General features: G+C 39.2%; 18 protein-coding genes. 4 read left to right on the top strand and 14 right to left on the bottom strand.

The window, feature by feature from the left end; all coding sequences use genetic code 11:
• Positions 1–54: 54 nt before the first annotated feature.
• The 6 genes from QUE72_RS02470 to modA form a co-directional block, all read right to left on the bottom strand.
• The gene (locus tag QUE72_RS02470; protein WP_286271308.1) at positions 55–1,479 is read right to left on the bottom strand and encodes a sodium-dependent transporter; all 1,425 of its coding nucleotides are present in this window, start codon (positions 1,477–1,479) and stop codon (positions 55–57) included.
• A gap of 227 nt (positions 1,480–1,706) precedes the next feature.
• The gene (locus QUE72_RS02465; RefSeq protein ID WP_286271306.1) at positions 1,707–2,549 is read right to left on the bottom strand and encodes an HDOD domain-containing protein; all 843 of its coding nucleotides are present in this window, start codon (positions 2,547–2,549) and stop codon (positions 1,707–1,709) included.
• A gap of 111 nt (positions 2,550–2,660) precedes the next feature.
• A complete protein-coding gene (locus QUE72_RS02460; RefSeq protein WP_286271304.1) occupies positions 2,661–4,337 on the bottom strand; it encodes a M28 family peptidase in 1,677 nt (558 codons plus the stop codon).
• A 244-nt stretch (positions 4,338–4,581) separates the two neighbouring features.
• Positions 4,582–5,676: a molybdenum ABC transporter ATP-binding protein gene (gene modC, locus QUE72_RS02455; RefSeq protein WP_286271303.1), complete on the bottom strand. Its 1,095-nt coding sequence runs from the start codon at positions 5,674–5,676 to the stop codon at positions 4,582–4,584.
• On the bottom strand, positions 5,669–6,376 hold the full coding sequence (gene modB, locus QUE72_RS02450) for a molybdate ABC transporter permease subunit (protein ID WP_286271302.1): 708 nt from the start codon (positions 6,374–6,376) through the stop codon (positions 5,669–5,671). Before modB ends, modC begins: the two co-directional genes overlap by 8 nt.
• A gap of 14 nt (positions 6,377–6,390) precedes the next feature.
• A complete protein-coding gene (modA, locus tag QUE72_RS02445; protein ID WP_286271301.1) occupies positions 6,391–7,131 on the bottom strand; it encodes a molybdate ABC transporter substrate-binding protein in 741 nt (246 codons plus the stop codon).
• Positions 7,132–7,345: 214 nt separating this feature from the next.
• Between modA and QUE72_RS02440 the strand changes: the two genes are divergently transcribed.
• Complete coding sequence (locus QUE72_RS02440; RefSeq protein ID WP_286271300.1) at positions 7,346–10,030, top strand: CHASE domain-containing protein; 2,685 nt, start codon at positions 7,346–7,348, stop codon at positions 10,028–10,030.
• A gap of 44 nt (positions 10,031–10,074) precedes the next feature.
• Here QUE72_RS02440 and QUE72_RS02435 read toward each other — a convergent pair whose 3' ends face one another.
• On the bottom strand, positions 10,075–10,974 hold the full coding sequence (locus QUE72_RS02435) for a LysR family transcriptional regulator ArgP (protein ID WP_286271299.1): 900 nt from the start codon (positions 10,972–10,974) through the stop codon (positions 10,075–10,077).
• A 109-nt stretch (positions 10,975–11,083) separates the two neighbouring features.
• Between QUE72_RS02435 and QUE72_RS02430 the strand changes: the two genes are divergently transcribed.
• Positions 11,084–11,686, top strand: a complete 603-nt coding sequence (locus QUE72_RS02430) for a LysE/ArgO family amino acid transporter (protein WP_286271298.1) — start codon at positions 11,084–11,086, stop codon at positions 11,684–11,686.
• A gap of 46 nt (positions 11,687–11,732) precedes the next feature.
• Here QUE72_RS02430 and QUE72_RS02425 read toward each other — a convergent pair whose 3' ends face one another.
• The 5 genes from QUE72_RS02425 to QUE72_RS02405 all read right to left on the bottom strand — a co-directional run bounded on the left by QUE72_RS02425 (position 11,733) and on the right by QUE72_RS02405 (position 16,249).
• Positions 11,733–12,101 carry a YciI family protein gene (locus QUE72_RS02425; RefSeq protein ID WP_286271297.1) on the bottom strand — a complete coding sequence of 123 codons (369 nt, stop codon included), beginning with the start codon at positions 12,099–12,101 and terminating at the stop codon, positions 11,733–11,735.
• Between the two features lie 105 nt (positions 12,102–12,206).
• Positions 12,207–12,581: a DUF1428 domain-containing protein gene (locus QUE72_RS02420; RefSeq protein WP_286271295.1), complete on the bottom strand. Its 375-nt coding sequence runs from the start codon at positions 12,579–12,581 to the stop codon at positions 12,207–12,209.
• Positions 12,582–12,642: 61 nt separating this feature from the next.
• Positions 12,643–13,047 carry a VOC family protein gene (locus QUE72_RS02415; RefSeq protein WP_286271293.1) on the bottom strand — a complete coding sequence of 135 codons (405 nt, stop codon included), beginning with the start codon at positions 13,045–13,047 and terminating at the stop codon, positions 12,643–12,645.
• Between the two features lie 86 nt (positions 13,048–13,133).
• Positions 13,134–14,384, bottom strand: coding sequence for an RNA polymerase sigma factor (locus tag QUE72_RS02410; protein WP_286271291.1), 1,251 nt, complete (start codon positions 14,382–14,384; stop codon positions 13,134–13,136).
• A 233-nt stretch (positions 14,385–14,617) separates the two neighbouring features.
• Complete coding sequence (locus tag QUE72_RS02405) at positions 14,618–16,249, bottom strand: alpha-glucosidase (protein WP_286271289.1); 1,632 nt, start codon at positions 16,247–16,249, stop codon at positions 14,618–14,620.
• A 256-nt stretch (positions 16,250–16,505) separates the two neighbouring features.
• On the opposite strand from QUE72_RS02405, the gene QUE72_RS02400 reads away from it, so the two are divergent.
• Positions 16,506–18,272 (top strand): alpha-amylase family glycosyl hydrolase, encoded by a 1,767-nt coding sequence (locus tag QUE72_RS02400; protein WP_286271287.1) that lies wholly within the window; start codon positions 16,506–16,508, stop codon positions 18,270–18,272.
• A 62-nt stretch (positions 18,273–18,334) separates the two neighbouring features.
• Here the strand turns inward: QUE72_RS02400 and QUE72_RS02395 are convergent, their stop codons facing one another.
• Together QUE72_RS02395 and QUE72_RS02390 are read right to left on the bottom strand one after the other, a co-directional pair.
• On the bottom strand, positions 18,335–19,828 hold the full coding sequence (locus QUE72_RS02395) for a tryptophan halogenase family protein (RefSeq protein ID WP_286271286.1): 1,494 nt from the start codon (positions 19,826–19,828) through the stop codon (positions 18,335–18,337).
• 117 nt (positions 19,829–19,945) lie between these two features.
• Positions 19,946–22,723 carry a TonB-dependent receptor gene (locus QUE72_RS02390; RefSeq protein WP_074498749.1) on the bottom strand — a complete coding sequence of 926 codons (2,778 nt, stop codon included), beginning with the start codon at positions 22,721–22,723 and terminating at the stop codon, positions 19,946–19,948.
• 438 nt (positions 22,724–23,161) lie between these two features.
• Between QUE72_RS02390 and pulA the strand changes: the two genes are divergently transcribed.
• Positions 23,162–25,918, top strand: coding sequence for a pullulanase-type alpha-1,6-glucosidase (gene pulA / locus QUE72_RS02385; RefSeq protein ID WP_286271285.1), 2,757 nt, complete (start codon positions 23,162–23,164; stop codon positions 25,916–25,918).
• Positions 25,919–25,946: the final 28 nt, after the last annotated feature.

Genomic DNA, 25,946 nt, shown 5'->3' with positions numbered 1-25,946 from the left:
AACAAAGGCCGTATCAAATTGATACAGCCTTTTCTATTAGACGTTCAAATACGATCACACACCAAACAGGTTAATTCCCCAAAACTTTGTGATCACCGTATTGATAAAGATGAAAAACACAATAACTGGCACAAAAGTACCTAACGAAAAGTTAACGTATTTTTCTACCCACGAGCCTGCATAGTTGTCATTACCCACTGAGAGTTCTTTTGTTAGTTGTTGTTTCTTCCAACGGTAACTAACAAACACACACAATAAGAAACCATTCAGCGGCAATATCGTATCGTAGAAAATGTCGTACACCACATCAAAGAACGATCTGTTACCGCCCGCGTACGAAGTAAATTCAGTGAAGAATGCAACCATACCAAATGATAACGTAGCAAACACAGCGAGTACGCCAGCAGTCATTAATAAAACGGTTAAGGCTTTTTTACGGCTATGACATTTTTCTGTCACCAAATATGATACAGGTACTTCTAGTATCGAAACTAAAGAAGTAATCGCGGCAAAAAATACCAGTGTAAAAAAGAACGTAGCAACAACACTCGCACCAAGGTAACCAATAGAGGTTTGTAACGCTAAAAATATTTTAGGTAAGAAAGTAAAAATTAGCGATACAGAGCTATCGCTTAACTCTTGAGGGTTAACCTCTGGATTAAATGAAAACACCGCTGGTAGTATCATTAAGCCAGCCGTAAAGGCTACCCCAGTATCCGTTATCGCCACTAATTTAGCTGAGTTTGTGATATCGGTTTTTCGGTTAATGTATGAACCGTAGGTAATTAAAATACCCATACCTAACGATAATGAGAAAAACGATTGCGAAAGCGCGCCGTTAATGACTGAAGGGGTAATTTTTGAAAAGTCAGGAATAATAAAAAACTTGACCCCTGCAAACGCATTATCTAGTGATAACACAAACACCACCATGATGATTAACATCACCAGTAATGCAGGCATCAGTACTTTTGCAGCTCGCTCTATACCGTCTTTAACTCCAGCAACCAATATGTAATTAATAATGCCAGCAACAACTGCCATAGCAACAAATAAATAAGGACTATTGATGAATATACCAAACCCTTCGCTACTGGCTAGAAAATCAAGTTGCCCTGAAACCGTTAACGCAATATAGCCAAATAGCCAAACCGTTAGCACCATATAGAACACGGCTATCATAAATGGCGTTAACACGCCTAGAAAGCCGGCAGCTCCCCAAAACTTGCTACCACCGCTTAAGTCTTTATAAGCACCTACCGGTTCTTTTTGCGTTTTTCTTCCTACCGCCATTTCTGCGATCATCACAGGCAAGCAAATAAAAAAGACGAATAAGGCATACATTAATAAAAAAGCGCCACCACCATTTTTGGCGGCATTTACCGGAAAACCAACTAAGTTACCAATACCCACTGCTGAACCAGCAGCGGCTAAGATAAAACCGAGTCGTGAGCTAAAGTGTTCTCTAGATGCGGTCATAAATGTCCTTCATTATAATATTTTTTTAGGCACGTAATCACAGGATTAAAGTTGCTAAATTTGGCTGTAGCGCCGTGCTAGACTCGCGCTGACAAATTTTAGTTGCCAGATGCTATCAAGCTTTTAAGAGAATGTCTTGTCTTACTCGTCGATCATTTACCTGCAAATGTATAATAAACAGTGCACTTAATCATACAAATCAAAATAAAACATTATTTAACAGTAAGTTATCGAGTAAAGTGTTTAGCATCCATAATCGATAATATATGTTCCGCTTCTTGGCTGGCAAAGTCAGCAGCTAAGTTTAAATCGTCGGTTGAAATGCCCAAGCTTTGGCATAGTGATTCATCAATCGTGTCATCATAACTAAAGCGGTCAGGATGAGCATCAACAAGTGCCAAGCGTGTTGCTAAATAAAGCACTTTAACATCTTTATTAATTTGAATATCTTGTGCTTCATTGTAGTGTCGAATAGGTAGAATAATCTTTTCCGGTATTTGCCAAATCTTTAATAACTCTGCAGATATTTCAGTATAGGTAAACCCCAAAGTTTGTTGTTGAACCATCCACGGTAAGTGTTCAGCATCATAACTTTCACACGTTTTAGCAAGTTCCGGTGATACTTTCGCAACAATTAATTCACCAAAGTTTTGCAATAAGCCTGCGACAAATAAACGTTCTATATCGCGAATTCCCGCTTTAATCGATAAATTTTTTGTCGCTAATCCACAAAAAACACTCATGCGCCAAAAGCGTTTTAAATCTATCGCTTGGTTTGAAAAGTGCTTAAATGCAGAGGCGGCAACATCAACGAGCATCATGTTATAAATAGCTTGTGTGCCTATTATCGTAATAGCTCTTGAAATAGTGCTAACTTCACCTGGAAAGCTGTAAATTGCGCTGTTCGCTATTTGCAATAACCTTGAAGTCATCGACGGATCAACACTGATCACATTGGCAAAGTCTTCAATACATGAAGATTCATCTTCCATTAATGCTTTAACCTTGAAACATGCGTCAGGTAAAGCGAACGAACCGTTCGCTTGTATTGCATAATCATGAGCGTTCATACACAGCCTTTATTTATTATTGTCACATATGAGTGTAACGCGTTTATTTAAGGGTTGAAAATAAAAAACGTGGCAATAGCCACGTTTTTAGCACCTTATAATTTGTACTAATTATTGTGCAAATGTTTTACCGAAGAAATTACCTTGGTTCCATGCTGGACGTTTATCACCATTGGCAATTTCTAAACCAATCATCATGTTTACTTCGGCAAAATCAGCCGCAGCATCCCAACGAATCGGTAAATCAATTTGATCACTGTGTTGGTGATAATGGTTTTTTAAGAAATCTTTAAACATTTTGCCACCATCAATATTTGGATCTTTTGATTTAAAGCCTGTCATCAAGAACACCGATGGAATGCCTGCTTTTACAAAACTGTAATGGTCGCTGCGTGTAAATAACGCTTGTTCTGGCATTGGATCCGGGCTTAAGCTAACATCAACTTTACCAGCCGCTGACTCAACAATTGGCCCTAAACTAGAGTGGGTTGAACCAAAGGCAATCACATCAGCAAAAGGGTATAAAATTAATGGCATATCTAAGTTTACATTCGCCACCATTTGCGTACCTGGAACGGTAGGGTTATTGGCAAAATAAGAAGAACCTAATAAGCCTTTTTCTTCACCAGTTACTACCACAAACAATACTGAACGTTTGGGCGCTGGTTGTGACGCTAACAAACGCGCCGTCTCTAATAAAATAGAGACACCTGACGCATTATCTAATGCACCATTATTGATGCTATCAACCTCTTCGCCTTCTTCATGATCACCGTGATGTTTACTCACACCGATATGATCTAAATGCGCAGAAAAAACCACATACTCATTCTTTAATTTTGGATCGCTACCTTCCAAAGTCGCAACAACATTCGGACTAGTAATTTCTTCATGACGAGATTTTTTCGCCATCGTTACCTTGCTGTTTAACGCAAAGCCTTTTACAGCTTCATTATTGGTATCTTTTTCAAACACCGACTCTAGTGATTCTGCAGCACCTTCAAACAATACAGCTGCTGCTTCATGATTAATGTAAGCGCCGCCTTTAATCGATTCATATACGCCATTTGGTTTACCATCTTTACCAACCCAGCTTAATCGAGGTGCACTCGCATATTTTGCTGAAACAGAAAAGTCGCGGACTTTATTACGTTTTGGTGTGTGTACTGTAATAAACCCTACTGCGCCACGTTCAGCTGCGTGACGAATTTTTTCACGTCCTGAACCAATATGAGCACCTTCTTCTGACGGTAAATCATTCGGGCGACCGGTTAAGGCAACAACCACTTTCCCTTCAACATCAATGTTTTCATAATCATTGTAGCCAAAGTCAGATGCGATAATACCGTAGCCGACAAACACAGTGTCAGCTTGCACAAATGATTCTTTTTCAATTGAAGAACCAGAAGCTAGGAACTCATCCTTAAACACTAACTCTTTCGTACCTGATGCAGTTTCAACGGCTAAGGTTGCAGAGCCTTCTTCTAGAAACGTTTTACGAAACGTTACTTGTTGTTCAAACGTATCGTGATCACCTTGTGGTTGTAACCCTATTTGCTTGAAATTTGAGATAACGTAATTTGCCGCAATTTGATAACCAGTGCTACCAGTATCACGCCCTAGCAGCGTATCATCAGCTAAAAATTCAACGTGGGCTTTAATACGTTCTGCATCGACTTGTTCAGGTTGTACCGAAACAGTTGTTTCTTGTTTTGCCTCTTGTTGACCGCATGCTGTCAACATCGCAAGTGATAATAGACTTGCTGAGGTAAGGTGTGTAAGTTTCATAAAATACTCTTTGGGCTTTTTAATTATATAATTTATTCACGACCGCAGGTTGCGATTAGCTAATCACTATAAAGGGCATTGCAAAAAAAAACCAGACCAAGCCGACGTATGTTTTTGTTGATTGGTCGATTGCTATACAGTCTTAATACCAATCCAATCAATTAAGTGGTCATGATGTAATTACGCTAAATGTATTTCATCAAATGATTGTTGGGTCGAGCATCACTATTGATGAAACGGTTATTTAACGCACAATCGCGGTCGACTTTACTTGTAACCACACATGATTACCTGGAGATAATGCTAAGTTTGCAATAGATTTTCGTGTCAGTTGCGCAATGAACATACTATCGCCAACACATAATTGCACTAAGGCCATTGCTTGTTCTGCTTGTTCGTTGATAGCGACAACCTTCGCAGCTAAACGATTTAAAACACTCGAGTCATCAAGACATGTATTAGTAACACTAATATCGGAAGCCTTCACCTGAACACGAACTGTTTGGTTAAGGTTAAAATCGTTATCAGGAAGCCACAAATCGCCACCAGAAAACTCAAACTTTGCCAACCGCCACTGAGGCTCAAACGCAACAATTTTCCCTGATAAAACGACCCCTTTATCTTGCCCTAACGTTACGTCTAAACGTGAAAACACTTCAAAAACGCTACCCTGTGCACTAATTTTCCCTGCATCTAATACTAAGACATGGTCAGCAAGACGCATGATTTCATCTACCGAATGGCTGACATAAATAATGGGAATTTTCACGACTTTCGTTAATGTTTCTAAATAGCTCAGAATTTCTGCTTTTCGTTTTCCATCCAATGAGGCAAGAGGCTCATCCATCAGTAATACCGTTGGCTGAATGAAAATTGCGCGAGCAATAGCAACGCGTTGTTTCTCACCTCCTGAAAGCTGTGTCGGGTATCTTGTTAATAATGGTTCGAGTGCAAGTAGTTCAATCACCTCATTATAATGTGCATTTGAAACGGGTGAATCAGCACGTTTAAGTGCGTATTGTAAATTCTTGATGATAGTTAAATGATCAAACAAGCTCGGTTCTTGAAACACATACCCTATGGTGCGTTGATGGGCAGGCAAAAAAACATCCCCTTGCTGCCAAACATGTTGATCAACCACTATCTGTCCTTGTTGGCACTTTTCCAACCCTGCAATTAAACGCAGCAACGTTGTTTTACCGGAGCCTGAATGACCAAATATAGCCGTTACGCCGCGAAAAGGGATTGAAAAATCAACGTCTAATACAAAGCTGTCATGCTGTGTTTTCTGCGTTCTGAACAATGAAAATTTTGCTGATATCTGTGGACAGTTAGTCATTAGACGATTGTCCTTTCGCTAAAAACACATTCGAGTTCGAACGACGTTGCACTGAATGTAACAGCAACAACACCGCAAAAGAGAAGAGTACCATGGTTAATGATAACGTGTGCGCTTGGGTGTATTGCAAAGCTTCAACGTGATCATAAATTTGCACTGAGATCACTTTTGTTTCATCTGGAATGTTACCACCAATCATCAAAACAACACCAAATTCACCAACGGTATGTGCAAAACCTAATACCGCAGCACTGATAAAGCCTGGTTTTGCTAAAGGTAAAACGACCGTAAAAAATTGTTCCATTGGCCCAGCCCTCAATGTTGCTGCAACCTCTACAGGTCGTTTACCAACCGCCTGCATTGCATTGTGAATTGGCTGCACCACAAATGGTAACGAATACACCATAGACGCGATCACCAATCCCCAAAAGGTAAAAGGTAATATACCAAGGCCAATCATTTGAGTGAATTGGCCAATAACGCCATCAGGCCCCATTGTGATCAGTAAGTAAAAACCAATAACTGTGGGCGGCAACACTAAGGGCAAGGTAACTAATGCATTTACAACGGCTTTAAGCCGACTGCTTGTATGCGTTAACCACCACGCAATAGGAGTGCCGACAAGTAATAATAATACAGTAACTGTAGTTGCCAGTTTTATCGTTAGCCAAATAGCACCAAAATCTTCAGCTGAAAGCATTGTGTTTGTTAACCTCAAAAAGTCTCGTAGCCATAAGCCTGAATTATCTTTTTGGCTTCATCTGTGTGCAAAAATGTCCAAAAAGCCATTGCTGCTATATTCGTTTTGCTTTTCATTAATAATACTGCATCTTGATTAATAGGTTCGTAAAGCGAAGGAGGAATTTGCCATACTTGTCCACTCACGTTACTCGTTATCAATTGAGATTGTGCCACAAACCCTATATCAACACTGCCATACGCAACAAAACTATATACTTGACTAATGTTTTCTCCCATCACCCATTTTTTTCTCGTTGCATTTGCCAATGACAACTCCACTAGCACTGATTTTGCTGCTGCTCCATAGGGTGCCAATTTAGGGTTTGCAAGTGCAATTTTATTATATTGACCCCCCATTAATACTTCAGATACTGTTTTAACTGAAGAACGTTTATTCGACCATAACAGCAACTTACCTTGAGCATAGGTAAAGCGGTGCTCTGCTGTTGCTAATCCTGAAGAAATAAGAGCGTCTGGTTTTGCTTGATCAGCAGAAAAAAAGATATCAAAAGGTGCGCCATGAGATATTTGCGCGAAGAGCTTTCCCGAAGAACCATAAGACGCTTTTATGAAATAAGGAGAGTTAGCTTCAAACGCTTCAATAAGCGACTTCATCGGTAAAATAAAATTAGATGCAACGGCAACTCTTGCTTGTTCAGCCAATGCCGAGGCAGTGAAAAACAAGGTAAGGAGTAAGGTAAAAAATAATTTCATCAGGGCATTTAACTTGAAAAGAAAGATGGTGGCAGAATATCAACATAAATTCAATTGGCATCAGCTTATCAAATTGGTAAAACAATATTGCTAACTCAAGCCGACAATATATACTTGAAGAAGCATGAGTGCGCAATAATGCACGTATGTTTTACCTATTTATTATTTACAACGTGCAAAGAATTTTCCGTACACACTTAACATTTACCTAAAATTGAAAATATTTGAGGGTTTAATTCTGTCATTATTTAAATTAAGTTTTACTAAACAGCAATATCTATTTAGTTGTTTTATTATTATTTTTGGACTTATATTTTCCACTTACCAACAATTTAGTCATGAAGAGAAGATTGAAAGCCAAATTCAACAAGCATTAAAAACACGATTAAACTTTATTACTAATGGCATTATAGAAAGGCTCGATCATTATGCCTTAGGTGTAGCTAGTTTACATTCAACAATTCTTTCGCACGACCCTAGCTACATTACTCATAAAACAATTCATACCTTTAGTAACGCCCAAAACTATCCAGAGAGATATAAAGGCGCCCGTGGTTTTGGCCTTATCAAACCTGTAACGATACAACAAGAATCACAGTTTACTGAGCAAGCTAACCAAGACAGGCCTGATAATAAGTTTTCTATCAAGTCGTTAACTCCACATCATAAGACGCGTTATATTATTCAATATATTTTTCCTGAATCTGTTAATAATAAAGCGATTGGATTAGACGTTGGTTCGGAAAAAAATCGCAGAGTTACTTTAGAAAATGCAGCGCTAAATAATCAAACGACTTTAACGGCTCCTATCACACTAGTGCAAGCCACTGGAAAAGTAGAACATGGTTTTTTATTAGTCAAACCAGTGTATCACAACAATAGCATACCCAAGTCAGTCAAGGAAATTGAAGATACGGTTTATGGTTGGACCTACGCCCCTCTGCTGATCGGTGAAATTTTAGCCACAGTGACACAAGTTGGTGATGATCTCCTAGCCATTAGCGACACTACAGATAAAGTGCCTTTTTACCAAGCCCAGGCTGAAAATTTAACTAGTATGCAATACATGGCTAAAACAGTGCCCATTTATGGTCGCACATGGGAAATTAAGTTATTTTCGACCGAAAAGTTTTTGCAGAACTTAAATTTACCCCATCAGTATTTAGGGTTAATGACCGGTACCATATTCACTTTGGTAACACTATTATCGTACTTTTTATTACACTTAGCTTTGCAACGAAAAGCACAACTTGCCCAATATCAAATTGATCTTGCCAAAGCAAGAGAAGAAAAATTAACACTGACCAACTCACAATTATCTACAGCTGTAGCAAATAAAACCGATGAACTGATACAAGCTAACTTGCTTAACGATAGTATTTTAAAAAATGCAGCGTACGCGGTCATTGCAACGGACAAAACAGGGATAATTCAAGTATTTAATCCTGCTGCAGAAAAGTTGTTAGGGTACCGTGCTGATGAGCTAATCAATACACATTCACCTGCTATTTTTCACCTTGAACGTGAAGTTATTGCCAAATCTATTGAGCTCTCAAAAGAACTAAATGAAGATATTACACCAGGGTTCGAAGTATTTGTCGTGAAAACTAAATACGTCGAAATAGATACCAACCAATGGACGTATGTCAGTAAGTCAGGCCAGCATATTCAAGTACGACTCAGTGTAACCTCTTTAGCGAATTCAACCTCAGAATCGTTAGGTTACTTAGGAATAGCGTACGATTTAACGGAAACGTTACAACATGAGCACGAGCTAAAAGAAGCAAAAATAAAAGCTGAACAAGCATCCATCGCAAAATCAGAATTTCTTGCTAACATGAGTCATGAATTACGCACCCCTTTAAACGGTGTTTACGGTACGATTCAATTATTAAAAGAACAAGACTTTGACGCTAATAATAAAAAGCTCATCTCAACCGCTTATCATTCAACTAAATCTCTCATTACGATTATCAATGATATTCTCGACTTTTCGAAAATTGAAGCGGGTAAGCTTGAATTAGAAAATGAAGTATTTAAGCTACCCGTTTTGATGGAACAATTAAATTCTGAATTGTCACTGTTACTTCAAGGTAAAAATATTAACTTAAGCTTTGATAACCAAGTTCAAGACGAATGTTGGTTGGGCGACATCGTTCGTATTCGGCAAATATTGATTAACCTAATTTCTAATGCGATTAAATTCACCGAGAAAGGTTCAGTTAGCATAACTGCAAGTGCCGAAAAACATAATGGTGTTTTGTTTACCATTAAAGATACCGGTATTGGTATTGATCAACAAACGTTAAAGCGTTTATTTAACCGTTTTGAACAAGCAGATAGCTCTACAACACGCCGCTTTGGTGGCACAGGTCTTGGTTTCCCCATATCAGATAAATTAGTGAAGCTAATGAAAGGCTCTATCGATGTAGAAAGCGAGATCAATAAAGGTACAACTATCGCTGTAGCCTTGCCTTTAACAGCTGTTACTGGTGACAAATCCACCACAGTGACACTTGATACTCTCTACCCTGATATGCATGATAAAACCATACTCATTGCTGAAGATAACAAAATAAATCAATTGGTTATTTCTAAAATGATGAAGCCTACCAATGCTAATATTGTTATGGCAAATGACGGTGTTGATGCGATTAATAAATTTCATATTTGCGCCCCAGACTTTATTTTTATGGATATACAAATGCCAGAAATGGACGGCTTAACCGCTTGTAAAAAAATAAAGGCAGAGGCACCTGAACAACCCATCATTGCTTTAACCGCTAACGCGTTGAAAAGTGAACAAGACTTATATCGCCAATATTTTGATGGCTACTTATCAAAACCCTTAGAAAAAGATAAATTAATAAAAGAACTTAACAGGCTATTGCGTGAATAATTATTCTGCGATGAAAAACAGGAATAGCATATACGCCTATGCCACTATTTATCAGGTTGAAATAAACGTAGCGAAGATACGGTTAATGCTTGTGTTCTCAACGCTTTTAATTGTGGGGCTTCTGATTGCCAATAATGCCAATATAAGGGTACATCAATAGAGTATTCATCTCCGAGGATAATAAGTTTATTTTCGGCAAGTGCATCAACACACTGCAACTCAGGTAACATGCCATAGCCAACCCCTGCGATTAACGCTTGTTTAAAACCCTCTGGACATGGCAATAAATGTACAAAATCAGTATCGCTTTTTACAACATCCGCCAAAAATTGATGTTGTAAGTTGTCATTTTCATCAAAAATAAGACACGGGCATTTGACTAAGTCTTGAGCGACATTCACTTTGTATTTGGATAAAAACGCCGGAGATGCGACAGCTCGATAACGCAACATACCTAAGTAACTCACTTTTCCGCCATTAATCGCGTTAGGCTCTGAAGAAATACATGCCATCACTTCGCCAGACTTCATCTTATTAAGCACAACAGATTGGTCATCAACCAGTAATTCGAATTTCATCTGTTGTTGATCTAAACCATTTAAAATACTTAACGCTTCTGGCAACCAAGTAGCTAATGAGTCTCGATTGGTTGCTAGGCGTATAGTGATTGGCATCGCACTAGCTGCAGTATCGGCAAGTGAGTCTATATTTAACTCCATTTCTAATTGTAAAACCTGTTGAAAATGGTTTAACAAACGTATTCCTTTACCCGTCGGTTTTGGCGGTTTTGATCGTATTAATACTGGCTCACCTAAAAGCAATTCGAGCGACTGTATTCTTCTACTTATCGCAGATTGGGTAATAAAAAGTTTGTTTGCCGCCCTTTCAAAACCACCTTCATTGACTATCGCGTGAAGTGCTTCTAGCAATTGATAATCCATCATGATTATTACTCATGTATCAACAGTATTATTCATTATGATAATAATTAAATTTACGTATGATGCAAATATAAACTTACTAATTGAGTGAATAAAAACTCATGGAATTAATATGTTGTCTTTTTTCTCAGGGATAATGCTTGGCTTAAGCCTTATAATAGCCATTGGCGCACAAAATATTTGGGTACTTAGTCAAAGCATGGCGGGTGCAAATCGTCTAGCATTAGCCGCCGCATGTATTTTTTCCGACGTATTACTCATTATATTAGGGGTATATGCCGCAAATGAAATTAAAGAACTTTTACCCGCTATAACCCCCTGGCTTACCTATGGCGGTGTACTCATGTTGATCTATCTAGCAGGAGGTGCAGCCTATAGAGCTTATCAAGGAAGTTCAGGGTTAAATGCAGCAAAAGCGAATGCCCATCACTGGAAAGTTACCGTCACACAAACATTAATGATCAGTTTCTTAAACCCTCATGTATATTTAGATACTGTTGTACTACTTGGTAGTATCGGCGCATTACAATCTTCACCTCAAATGTTTGCTTTTGGTGCATGTATAGGCTCAATTATTTGGTTTATCACACTGACTGCGTTTTCTCCAACATTAAAACACTGGCTTAGCTCGACAACCAAGTGGCGAATATTCGATAGTCTCATCGCTATTATCTTATTATTTATGGCGTATCAATTACTTAATTTCATCCATTAATTTGCAAAAAACGTGAATGAATCATTAACGTTTATCACTTCATTATTTATCTGTCATTATTATCATGTTTTAGCTCGCGAACAGGCCTTACTTCAACAGTGCCGTAACGAGCAGGAGGGATTTTTTGTGCCAATCTAAGTGCATCATTCATATCTCTGGCTTCAAGCATATAAAAGCCGGCTAACTGTTCTTTGGTTTCAGCAAAGGGTCCATCGGTGATCAAAGGCTTTTCATTGCGAATACGCAAACTCAATGCCCTATCCGTTGTCATCAAAGGCGCACCATCAATAAAGTGGCCGCTAGCCGATAAGCCTTCTACGCAAGCGATGCACTCTTGATTTAAATCATCCCACTCTGTCTGTGATAACTTCTCCATCTTAGTTTCATCATAATAAACTAAACATAAATATTTCATGAATTGCCTCCTATTGTGTCTCAATAATACTCAAGTAATAACATTTAGGGCTAAGTAACATAGGGAGGAAGCCTATCGACTCCCCCTATACAACAGCCGTAAATGTTAAGATTGATTCATGGTGATCATTGGCACAAATCCACCATAAATAAGCCGCATGCCATCAAAAGGCATAGGGTTTTCTTCCATGTTCATCTTTGGATCGGATTTCATTGCTGCTTCCATTTTTTCCATGCCAGCATTACGTGTTTCTTTGTCAGGCCACTCAATCCAAGAAAACACGATCTGTTCATCAGCTTTAGCTTTAACCGCTTGACGAAAGTCTGTTTGTTTTCCATCAGGGACATCATCTTCCCAACATTCCACAACACGTATCGCTCCCCACTCAATAAAAGCGGCATCAAATGCTTCAGCGTGTGCTTTAAACTTTTCTTTATTCATTTTAGGTACTGCTGCTACCATGCCATCAATATAGGTCATTCTTATTCTCCTTTTCTTAGGGTTTGTAAATGTTTATAAATCAGCGCTAACGTTTACCTTATTATTCAGCCGCTGCTGCTGGATCCATCCACATAGCTTCCCAAACATGTCCATCAAGATCGGTAAAAGCACGGCCATACATAAAGCCAAAATCTTGCACTGGATTGACATCTGCGATACCTCCGCATTCATGAGCAGTTTTAAGCATTACATCAACACGCTTCTTATCAATTAATGACAAAGCTAGCATCACTTCACTAGAAGAAGTTTCGGGGATAGGACGTTGCGTAAAGTGTCGCCATTTTTCATGTGTCAATAGCATGACATGAATATTTTCACTCCACACCATACATGCTGCAGTGTCGTCGGTAAATTTCGGGTTATTATCAAAGCCAACTGCTTGATAAAATTTTATCGCTGCTGATAGGTTGGCTACAGGTAGATTGACGAAAATCATCGATGTCATTTTTTACTCCTTATGTGTTTATTTTAAGTGTTTTAAAGAGTAGTCGTATAAGGCCTTAAAATTTCGACACACCACATAAAAAATAATTAAAGCGTTGCCATTCTTTTTTCGATAAACCGTTTTTCGGGGGCTTGTTGGGTTAAATCTAAAGCGCGTTTATATGCAGACAATGCTGCATCTTTACGCGCAAGTTGTCGATATAAATCCGCCTTTGCAGCATAAAGTAAATAATAATGTTGTAATGCTTTATGATCTTCTATTGCTTCTATTGCCTTTAAACCGGCAGTGGGGCCGTCTCGCATCGATAGCGCTACCGCATGATTTAACGCATAAACCGGTGAGAAATTTATTGATAAAAGTACTTGGTATAATCCAGTAATTTCAGCCCAATCAGTCTCTTTAAAGCTAGGCGCTTCACAATGTACGGCAGCGATAGCTGCTTGCAATGTATAGGGATCAGCTTGCCCCATTGATAATGCTTTTTTTACGAATTGACACCCTTCTGCTATTTGCGGCTGATCCCATAAAGTACGGTTTTGCTCTTCCAAAGAAACAAGTTCGCCGTGCTCATCCATACGCGCTTTTTTACGGGCATCGTGAAGTAGCATTAATGCTAATAAGCCAATAATTTCTTTTTGTGGCATTAATCCCGACAGTAGCCTCGTTAACCGAATAGCTTCTAAGGGTAGTTCTGTGCATGTAACGTCATGACCAACAGTTGCCGAATAGCCTTCATTAAATAATAAATACAAAGCAGCTAGCACCGAATGTAATCGTTCTGGCAGCAAATCAGTATCAGGTACTTCATATGGTATCTGCAATTCGCGAATTTTATTTTTAGCTCGAACAATACGTTGGGCAAGAGTAGAAACTGGAATTAAAAATGCCGCGGCTATCGCTTCCGTTGTTAAACCACATACTTCTCTGAGTGTTAGTGCAATTCTGGCCTCTATTGCTAACGCGGGATGACAGCAAGTAAAAATCAATCGCAGTAAATCATCTTCAATAACCTCTGGCTCTTCAAAGAGGGCGGTTTGCACCACGTCATCAGGTATCGTTGAAGTGAGGTATCTAGAGAAACTGTTATTTTTACGAAGCTTATCTATCGCTTTAAATCGCCCTGTTGAAATTAACCATGCGCGCGGGTTATTAGGCACACCATCTTTTGGCCATTGCAATAAAGCTGCCGTGAATGCATCTTGTAACGCTTCTTCCGCTAAATCAAAATGACCATTCAATAAACGCATAAGCGTTGCCAATACAGCACCTGACTCACGCTGATAACATGAGGTGATTTCTTGCTCAACTGTTAGCCCTGTTTGTTTAACATTGATCATAATTTAAATACTATTTTTTGCACTTTAAATAGGCATGTGCTCTTTGGTGCATGCTTAAATACGAACAAAAACTATACCACAAAGTTCAAGAGGTTCTCGCGTTTGTAGGCAACAAAGTATTAAAAAGCGGCCGCTAATACCCCACGTTCAGGGTACATATAGTGTTTGTTGCTAGGCACAAAAAAACCATCGAACAATTAAGTACGATGGTTATTTATTAACGAAATATAAAACTATTGAGCGAGATAGGCTATTTGATAAGGCGCTACCGTAACAGTTGTATGCTGCTCATTCGTTGAAATATCAGCGGCTAAAAAGCCATGACCTTCCGTTAGGTGACAAGCTGAAGAAGGTAAATCACACGTAATTGTCTTGGCAGAAAAGTTAGCAATAACATGTATCGTTTTCCCCTCATATCCACGTGTAAACACTAACTTATCGTCACTACTTTCTATAAAGTTGATATCACCATATAGCAGAGGTGATTGACTTTTACGCCAGCGTAAAAAGGTTTGATAAGCATTCAATACCGACGAGGGTTGGTTTTGCTGCACTGACACAGCATTTTCTTGATGCGCGTCGCTTACAGGTAACCACAAGTGATCACTTTGTGAAAAGCCCGCATTGGTTGCATCAACTGACCAAGGTATTGGTGTTCGACAACCATCCCTACCTTTAAAGGTAGGCCAAAAAGTAATGCCGTAAGGATCTTGTAAATCTTCATAAGCAATGTCGGCTTCCGTTAAACCAAGTTCTTCACCTTGGTAACTACAAACACTGCCTCGTAGCGAGGCAAGTAACGCATTAAACATTTTACTTTGTGCTTCGCGGTTTTCATCAGTCCCCCATCGGGAAGCAACCCGCATCACATCGTGATTACCAATGGCCCAACAAGGCCAACCGTCAACTAACTTATCTTCTAGTGCTTCAACGGTTTGTCGAATATAGCGAGGGCTACCATCAGGTGTTAATAATTCAAAACTATACGCCATGTGTAATCGTTTATTTCCTTGGGTATAGTCAGCCATAGTTTGCAATGAATCTTCGGAAGATATTTCACCTAACGTCACTACATTTGGGTATTTATCCATTAAGTGACGTATATCTTCCATAAACGCAATATTTTCTGGTTGGGTATTATTGTAGTAATGATATTGAAAGGCATACGGATTATCTTCACTAAACCCTCGACCTTTTCTATCTTCAGGCGCTTTTGCCGGATTATCGCGTAATTGCTGATCATGAAAGCAAAAATTTATTGCGTCTAAACGGAATCCATCAACACCACGTTTTAGCCAAAATTCAACATTTTCAAGTACAGCTTTTTGCACATCAGGGTGATGAAAATTTAAATCAGGTTGCGAGGTAAGAAAATTATGTAAGTAGTACTGTTGACGTCTAGGCTCCCATTGCCAAGCACATCCACCAAAGATAGATAACCAGTTATTGGGTGGCGTACCATCTTCTTTAGCATCAGCCCACACATACCAATCTGCCTTTGCATTCGATTTATTTTGACGGCTTTCAATAAACCAAGCGTGTTGATCAGAAGTATGACTCAATACTTGGTCTATCACGACTTTAATGTCGTACTCTTTCGCTTTGTTCATTAAGCGATCAAAATCATCCATATTACCGAACATCGGATCAATTTCTCGATAGCTACTAATATCGTAACCGAAATCTTTCATCGGTGATTTGAAAAACGGCGAAATCCAAACCGCATCTACGCCCAAGCTTTTAATATAGGGGAATTTTTCAACAACCCCAGCAAGATCACCGATACCATCATTGTTGGCATCCATAAAACTGCGAGGATAAATTTGATATATTACGGCGCCACGCCACCAAGGTTGAATTTCCATACAAGTCCAATCTACGTTATTTTATAATATTCATGTGGCTTACAGTATTAAGTGCAGTGGCCAGTCACGATTAATCGAGACCCTGTAAGCATAAGTAGCCCCTTGATTTAGTGCAATGCTACTGCATACGTATGCATGGTTAATCCATGCCTGAATTGTTATGCATACGTATGTAACCTTTATACTTGTCGCTGAGATCTTTGTACTATCAATACAAAGTACTTTTGCTAACGTAACAATAATAAACAAGGCACCTATGGCATTACACTTAAAAACATTATTGACCCTATTTACACTGAGCTGGTGTGCAGCTTTTTTGTTCGGGTGCAAACAAGAAAAAACCAGTGTCCAACAATTGCAATCTTCCATAACACCAGTCATTGCGAGTGATTTGATGCCTTATCAACAAAGACCGATTGAAGATGAAGTCTTTTACTTCGTGTTACCTGATCGTTTCAGTAACGGTGATACCATGAATGACAATGGCGCGAATGAAATACCGATTTCTTTTGGCGGTTTTGACCCTAGCAATGAAAAGTATTTTCACGGTGGGGATTTAGCGGGTTTAACGAATAAACTTCCTTATTTAGAACAGCTTGGCATTACTAGTATCTGGTTAACGCCTATTTTACGTAATCAAGCAGTGCAAGGAGATATCGCTGGCTATCATGGTTATTGGGTATTAGATTTTACCGAAATTGATCCCCACCTAGGCAGTAATGATGACCTTAAAGCGTTGATTAATGCTGCACATAAACGCAATATTAAGATATTTTTTGACATTATCACCAATCACACTGCCGATGTGATCAAATACAAGGAATGCCATGGACAAGACGGTTCAGGATGGTCTGAAAGCGGTGAAGCATGTCCTTACATCTCTCTTGCTGAGATAGCTCAAGGCAAGGGGTATCGAACAGTCATTCAAAAAGGTAATGAGCAACTAAAAACGCCAGCATGGCTAAATCATCCTAAACATTATCATAACCAAGGCGACTCTACTTTTAGTGGTGAAAACTCATTAAATGGTGACTTTTTCGGCCTTGATGATTTAAATACGGAATCGCAAGCGGTCGTTGAGGGTATGATCGATATTTACAAACACATCATCAGCGAGTTTAAACCTGATGGCTTTCGCATAGATACCGTCAAACACGTCAATATTGAGTTTTGGCAACAATTTATTCCTGCACTTGCTGATCATGCCGAAACTCAAGGCATAGAAAACTTCTTTATGTTTGGTGAAGTATATAGTGGCAACCCCATTGAGCTAAGTAAATTTACAACAGAGGGTACTTTACCGTCTGTACTCGACTTTGGCCTACAGTCAGTGTTGTATCAAACGTTAATAGAACAAAAGCCTACTGCATTGTTTAGTACGCTTTTTGCACAAGACGGTTTATATAAAAATGCCAATCAATTATTAAACTTTACCGGAAATCACGACATGGGTCGCTTTGCTTATTTGCTTGCGAAACAAGAAAAGTTTAGTCACCAAGAAATTAGCCGGCGACTCAAGCTAGCCAGCGCAATGACTTTTTTCTTAAGGGGAGTGCCTGTTATTTATTACGGTGACGAACAGGGCTTTATTGGTACAGGTGATAACCACAACGCGCGACAAGACATGATGCCATCTAAAGTAGCTACCCATAATGCCCAGAAACTGCTGCAAACAACGGCAAGTACCGCACAGGATAACTTTGATATCAGTCACCCGTTATTTACTTACTTTTCAACCTTAACGTCCCTTTACCACCAACATAAAACATTACGTGTCGGCGAGCAAGAGGTTATATTGACTCAAGATAAGGCAGGCTTATTAGTACTGCGTAAACAAGATAAACGAGATGATTACCTCATCGCTTTTAACACAGCAATTGCTGAGCAATCAGCACTATTAACCCTCGATAAACAATATCAACTCATTCATCCATCTGAACAAGCATTAATAGAAACAGTGGGTGAACAGTCACGTATTTCTCTGCCAGGTTTGTCATTTGCGCTTTATCGCGCAATTAAATAACGTAAACTGAACGTAAAAAACCAGTGCAATGCACTGGTTTTTTTTATTATTAATCCCTTATATCAGCGAATACATGCATCAATAAATTGATGATGCGGTGGTATCTTTTCAGCCGTTTTAGTCATTATTTGTTTAATGCTGTAAAGCATTTCATTTAATTCATCAGTGTTTAGTTGATCTGCACTACGATGATAGTCATCAGGAATTAACCCTTGACCTAAAAATACCTGCTGCCAGGCAATTTTTGTAAAAAGCTCGTCATTTTCTCGAAACACTAACCCTGAAGACTTAAATAACGCCATTTTATGTTTTAAAGACTGGGGCACTTCTGCTCGCTGGCAGTCACGCCAAAACTGGCTATCGTCACGTTGATTAAGCTTGTAATGTAAAATAATAAAATCACGAATACGCTCGTATTCAAGTGTAGATTGACGGTTGAATTCTTCTATCATCACCTCATCAATACCTTGATGAGGAAATAACTTCACTAAACGCACAATAGCACTTTGGATCATATGTATACTAGTTGACTCTAACGGCTCTAAAAAACCACTCGACAAACCAATAGCAACCACATTTTTATGCCATTGTTTTAAACGACGTCCGGTTTTAAATTTAATCACTTTCGGTTCTGCTAGCGCTTTACCGTCTAAATTTGTAAGCAAGCATTGTTGGGCCTGTTCATCTGTTAAATATTTTGAGCTATATACAAAGCCATTACCTGTTCTATGCTGCAATGGAATACGCCACTGCCAGCCAGCTTCATGGGCAATGGATTGTGTAAATGGTTTAATCGGAGAAACACTTTCACTCGGTACTGCTATAGCGCTATCAGCAGGTAACCAATGAGACCAGTCTTCAAAGCCTGTATTCAAACGTTGTTCGATCAACAGCCCTTTCATACCCGAACAATCAATAAACAAATCACCAGCCACTTGAGTGCTATTTTCTAGGGTTAATGACAGAATATTGCCTGTTTTTTCACATTGTTCAACCTGTGAAACTTTTCCTTCGATTCGCTTCACGCCTTTGGCTTGGCAATATTGAGCTAGAAATTTTGCATAAAGCCCAGCATCAAAATGATAAGCATGGGCGAGTCCGTTAAGATTCAAGCCTGGTATTTTATCGAGTAACGCAAATGCATTACGTTTAGCGACTTGGTAATTTAATGAAAAGTCCCAAAAATCATAGTTAAGCCCTGCGTGGTGTGCTTTTGTAAAAAAGTGATTAAAATCGCAAAGCGGAAAGCTTTTACCAATATCACCAAAAGCATGCATATAACGATTACCAACTGTTCCCCAGTTTTCAAATTCAATGCCGAGCTTTATTGTCGCTTTAGTTGCTTTGATAAACGCTTTAGGGTTTATACCTAACTCTTCATTAAAGTGCATAATCGGCGGTATCGTCGCCTCACCAACGCCAATAGTGCCTATTTGGTCTGACTCTATTAACGTAATATCCAGTTTATTGCCGAAGGTTTTCACTAACAGCGCTGCCGACATCCACCCTGCCGTGCCGCCACCTAAAATAACAACCTTATTCACTTTATTTTTCATGATAATTCTCTCGACCTAAGCACCGAAGGGTAAATTTCAATAGGAGAAAAAGTAGAATGCCCCAATAACATGACATTACCAGGGCACTTATTCAACTAACCTTAAAACGTATTACTATTAAAATTTATAGGTAAACCCTGCTTGATAGCTACGACCATAATCAAAGTATTGATCAGTAGCGTAATCAGCATCGTCAAATTTAGTTTGGAACGCCTCATTCGTTAGGTTCTGACCTTGCACATAAAGGTAAAGGTTATCAGTAACGTCATAGCCAATTTGCGCATCAACTAACGTTTCGCCTAGACCGAAACGTTGTTCAGTCGTTAAGCCAATAGTTGAATAGATTGACGCGGTAAAATCAGAACGTTTACGCATCGAGGTACGCACTTGAATGCCGTCTTTTTCATAATACGCGGTAATGGTTGAAACACGCTCAGACAAGCCAGGTAAGGTATAATCATCACCGTTAAAGTCTTTCATATCTTGCTTCACCATTGTATGGCTAGCAAAAATACCAAAGCCTTCTAAGCTCTCATCAATCATTTTAAAAGGAAATGACACTGAAAGTTCAACACCGCGTAAGTCGCCTTCACCACCATTTTCTTTTGCGTTAACCGTCGCTGTTTTATCACTAAAACCATCAATATTACCCGCAACAGGGTGTGTTGATAACGATGCGTCATCTAACGGAAGTTCAGTTTCATAAACGCTATCAAAATTCCAGTTTTTAATTTTCTTATAAAATAACGCTACCGAGAAGTAACCTTCATCTGAGAAATAATTCTCATAGCTTACATCAAAACCATTTGCTTCACGGGCTTCTAATTGATAGTTCCCCCCTGAAGCTTTCCAATAATTGCCATTAATATCGGTGTCGTCAGGATTACCACTCCAACTTGTTGGTTCAACTAAAATACCACCTTTCATGTCATCCATCGTAGGACGAGCAATCGTTTTCGCAAAACCAAAACGCAGAATTTCATCATCTGATACATCAACAATAATATTAACGCTTGGTAAGAAATTTGAATAAGAGTGCGAGAAATCAAGTTTAGTATCTATACCACTCCAGCCAAACGTGTCACCAATTGAGCTTTGCTCTGTTTTGATGTAGCGTAAGCCAACATTACCACGTATCGACTTACCGGCTATTTCAGTTGATATATTACCTTGCACAAATGCTGCTGATACTTCTTCACTCACTTGGAAAGCATCATTAATTTTACCCCAAGAGTAAGTCACATCTGTTTCGCTATAAACCGCGCCACTTGAAAGCAAGGCTTCTTGGTCAAAGATAAGCGTATGACCCAAATTGGCGTGCGTTAAATCAACCGTACCCAGTAAGTATTCAGGTGAAATAGCAGCTACATTAGTACCAGGGATCATCGCAGACGGTAAAACATCAGTTTTTGAATAGCTAATCGTTTTTTGTTTATCGCGTTCACGATAGGCTAAACCAAATTCAATCGAGTCAAACACGTCGCTTTCTAGCATGTGTTTAGCTGCAAGTTTAAATGATTTAATTTCATCTTCTACTTTCGGGTTAGAACGTTCACCAGCAAGATCCCACCCCATAATATCGCCTAAGCCAACCGTATTGGGGTCACCATAGTCAAGTGAACTATCAAAAGTACCGCCCGAACCGTCTTTATTTAATTGATACGTTACTTCATTACCCGCAAAAGATGATGCACCACCAAACGTAGCATGCTGATATAAATCACGCTCTACTTCAGAAGAGCTGGCATCAAACGTTACCGTTAAGTCATCATTAACACGGTATTCGATGTTTACACCTAAGTTTAATAAATCAGCTGTGCGGTGTTCTTGATTGTTCTTTACATAAAAAGGAAAATTACGGTAAGTAGCCCCCGTAACAAAGCCGTCTTCAACACTATTAATGGTATATTCACAATCAGGGAACTTACCTTCATCATCACAGTTATTAAAACCGAATTCTATCGCGCCTACGTAGCGTTTATCACTAAAATCAACGTATAAAGAATCAACGGTGATGGTTAAGTCTTCTGTTGGGGCGTACTCTACAACAGCCATAACAGAGTCACGCTCTAATACTGAAGAACGACCTTTGATATTCGCGCCTTTAATGCCTGTGTAGCTATTGCCTTCTTCATCCGTCAGGTCATACAAGAATGGGTCACCATGACGACCAAATTGCTTTTCTTGGCCAGGAGATTCCATCGTGTTAAAAGCTAAGGCGACACCCAGTGTGTCATTAGCAAATTGATCAATATATGAGAAGTTTAAGCGGTGACCATTATTATCATAACCATCTACCACTGCGTCATGGCCATTTTTCTCATATTGGCCATTGATCACAATCACTTGTTCTGCTTTTGATAGCGGACTGATCGTTTGCATATCAATGACACCTGCGATGCCCTCACCAGTCATTGACGCATTCGGCGTTTTGTAAACACTAACGCCGCTCATGATTTCAGATGGATAAAGGTCAAATTCAACACCACGTCCATCACCAATAGACACTTGTTCACGTCCATTAAGTGTTGTAGTCGACTCATTTTCACCAAAGCCGCGAATGCTAATAACACTCGCACGGCCTTCCAAACGTTGTGCCGCTAACCCTGAAATACGTGATAGGGAGTCAGCAATTGATGAATCAGGTAGTTTACCGATATCTTCGGCACTAATGGCATCAACAACGTTTGAAGAAAAACGTTTTGTGTTAATTGATTTAATTAAGCTACCACGAAGTCCTTTTACTTCGATGACTTCAACTTCTTGATCTGCTTTTTTTGCTTGTTCTTTTTCTTCGTCGGTTTGCTGTGCGTAAGCAAACGATGAAGCGCTAACTGCCATCAAACCCGTCGACAACAACGCCAATGTTAACTTGCTCGGTGTAAACTTAACCATCTGTATTCTCTCCCCTACCTTCCCTGTACTTTATTTTAATTTTCAGCGTATCCAATAGCTGTTGTAATAACTAAATGTATATTTCATGTGTAAGTCGATACCCACTGTCACGTGGATGACCTAAATATAGAGAGGTCGGCTTCTGAAAAATACATTATGCATACGTATTCAATTTATGCATTTATCTGCATACGTATTCAAAATGAAGACAATAAAGACTTTTTTAGTGTTGAAACATTTGGTTACAGCCCTGATAAAATATAGCATTCTTCACCACAGATAGCGGATGGTTTTTAAACAAAAATTTACAAAATGCTAACACAACCAAATGATTGAATACGTATGCAATAATACCTAGCTACTTCTTATTCATAGCCTCGCAACGTAAATTAAGCAAAATTCACCGACTATACTGCTTATAAATTAACAGGATTTAAGATGCGCTTTTTTTTAACCATCATGCTATGGCTATGCATAACAGAACAAGTAAATGCACAACTTCAACATTTTTCACACAGCAGCACGACGGCAGTTGTTCCAAAAAAAACATCGAATAATATAAAGTTGGCGGGAGCCCACTGGTTAACACCTGACACCATAGTAGTTGCGACACAATTTTCATCCGATGAAATGACCCTTGCTACGTTCAATGCTGAAAAAATAGAACAAACATTTCCATTAGCTAAGTGCCAAATAAGTCAGTCATTAGCGCATAAGTACCCACACTTACAAGCATTTCAGTGTTTCACAGTCAAAGCACAAACCAAACAAATAAAACAGTTATTAAAACAACCTCTTATTGTGTATAAACAACAGCATGGCGACCTCGTAGGTACATATGTTCAAACCGCAAACGTGATCGATGCGCTTTATACTTCAGGGCAAAAAGATGCGAATGAAGATAATGAATTAGGTGCACGACTCACGAATAACGGCGTGCAATTTAAGTTATGGGCACCTACAGCGTTGGCAATAAATGTTCAACTTTTTGATAAGGCTAAACGACCTACATCACCTTACAAACTCAAGATGCATGAAGATAAAAGTACAGGCATTTGGTCAGCGACCACATCTCATTCGTTACATGAACAGTTCTATCGCTACCAAATCACCTTATATCATCCAAGCACGAAAAAAATAGAAGAAGTAATCACAACTGACCCTTATTCTCTGAGTTTATCAACGAATAGTGAGCACTCACAAATATTTGATTTAAATCACCCTTCCACCCAGCCAAGAGGCTGGCTTACGCAGCGAGATAACCCTGTTAAAAACCCTGAAGATAATATTTTTTATGAAACCCATATTCGTGATTTTAGTTCACACGATACAACACTAAAAAATAAGAATAATCGAGGTAAATACCTCGCTTTTACCGAAAAAAATAGCGCCGGAATGTTACATTTAAAAGCACTTAGAACCGCAGGAATAAACAGTATTCATTTACTGCCCGCATTCGATATAGGCACGGTAGATGAAAATAGCGAAACCGTAATAGATATCAACAACTCACTAAATGATATTTGCCGAAAAAGCCAACTTGAAGAAATTTGTGCATTAAATACCGATAAATCGCAGAAATTAAATGAATATCTGGCAACGTTGCCTAGTACGAGCAAACAACAACAAGCCGTTATTTCAGCACTACAACGCCATGATAATTATAACTGGGGGTATGACCCATTTCATTACACAGTGCCGGAAGGCAGTTACGCAATAAACTCTGATGGAGTAAGCCGCATTGTTGAGTTTCGAACGATGGTACAAACATTACACAATTTAGGGTTTCGCGTGATCATGGATGTTGTTTATAACCATACCCACCAAGCTGCCTTAGCGCCAACTGCTGTTCTCGATAAAATTGTTCCTAATTATTATCAACGATTAGATCCTATTACGGGAAAAATTGCCCAGTCTACTTGTTGTGATAACACTGCAACAGAACATACGATGATGGAAAAATTAATGATTGACTCATTAGTAGTTTGGGCAAGAGATTACAAAATTGACGGTTTTCGTTTTGACCTAATGGGCCACCAACCCAAATCATCAATGCTTAACGCCCGTGGAGCAGTAAAAGCCGTTGATGCTGACACCTACTTTTATGGTGAAGGATGGAACTTTGGTGAAGTTGCCAATCACCAGCGATTTGAGCAAGCCAGTCAACTAGCACTTGGTGGAACTGAAATTGGTACCTTTACCGACAGGTTAAGAGACGCTGTAAGAGGCGGTGCATTTAATGCGCAAGGACAAGAAATTCGCAAAAGCCAAGGTATTGCTAATGGTTTGGCAACATTTCCTAATGAACTGCAATCAGGCGACGATCGCCAACGTTATCTCGCGTTAGCCGATCAACTCCGAATTGGTTTAACGGGCAACTTAGCTAACTACCCATTATTTACTGCAGAAGATACCATTCGAAAAGGAAGTGAAATTCCATATGGCGATCAACCAACAGGCTATGCACTTGATCCTGCCGACACCATTAACTACGTATCAAAGCACGACAATCAAACGTTATGGGACAACAACCAATACCGTATTGCTTATGATTTGACCACTGAGCAGCGTGTGCGAATGCAGCTTTTATCGCTTGCGTATCCGTTATTTTCCCAGGGCATTCCTTTCATTCATATGGGCAGTGAAATGTTACGATCAAAAGGTTTCTTGCGAGATTCCTATGATTATGGCGACTGGTTTAACTATGTAGATTTTACCAAACGCTCAAATAACTACGAGATCGGCTTACCGCCAGCAGAAAAGGACCAACAAAACTGGCCAACCATTTTAACATTACGCCATAAGAATGCTGGCAAAGATGTAGCCTCTGCAAAGGATATTGCATTTAGCACCAAGGTTTTCCTTGATTTGGTCAACATAAGAATGTCTAACCCACTTTTTCGTTTAACCACCGCCAAACAAATTATTGCCAATGTTCGGTTCCATAATACTGGCAGCAAACAACAGCTTGGTATGCTTGCAATGAGTATCAATGGTAACAAAAACTATCCGAGCACCCTTGTTATATTTAATAACTCAGGTAATCGCAAAACGCTCAACTTTGCTAACGCAAACGACTACCAACTTCATCCAGTACAACAACAAGGAGCTGATAACGTGGTCAAAGAAAGTCAAATAGGTACCAACAGTTTTTCTGTACCGGCGCTAACCACCGCCGTTTTTATCAAGCAATAATACCAATTCGCATAAAGATTAAGTCAGT

Origin of the sequence: Thalassotalea hakodatensis (assembly GCF_030295995.1) — a bacterium.
GTDB lineage: Bacteria > Pseudomonadota > Gammaproteobacteria > Enterobacterales > Alteromonadaceae > Thalassotalea_C > Thalassotalea_C hakodatensis.
This window is presented reverse-complemented; position numbering and strand designations above follow the sequence as displayed.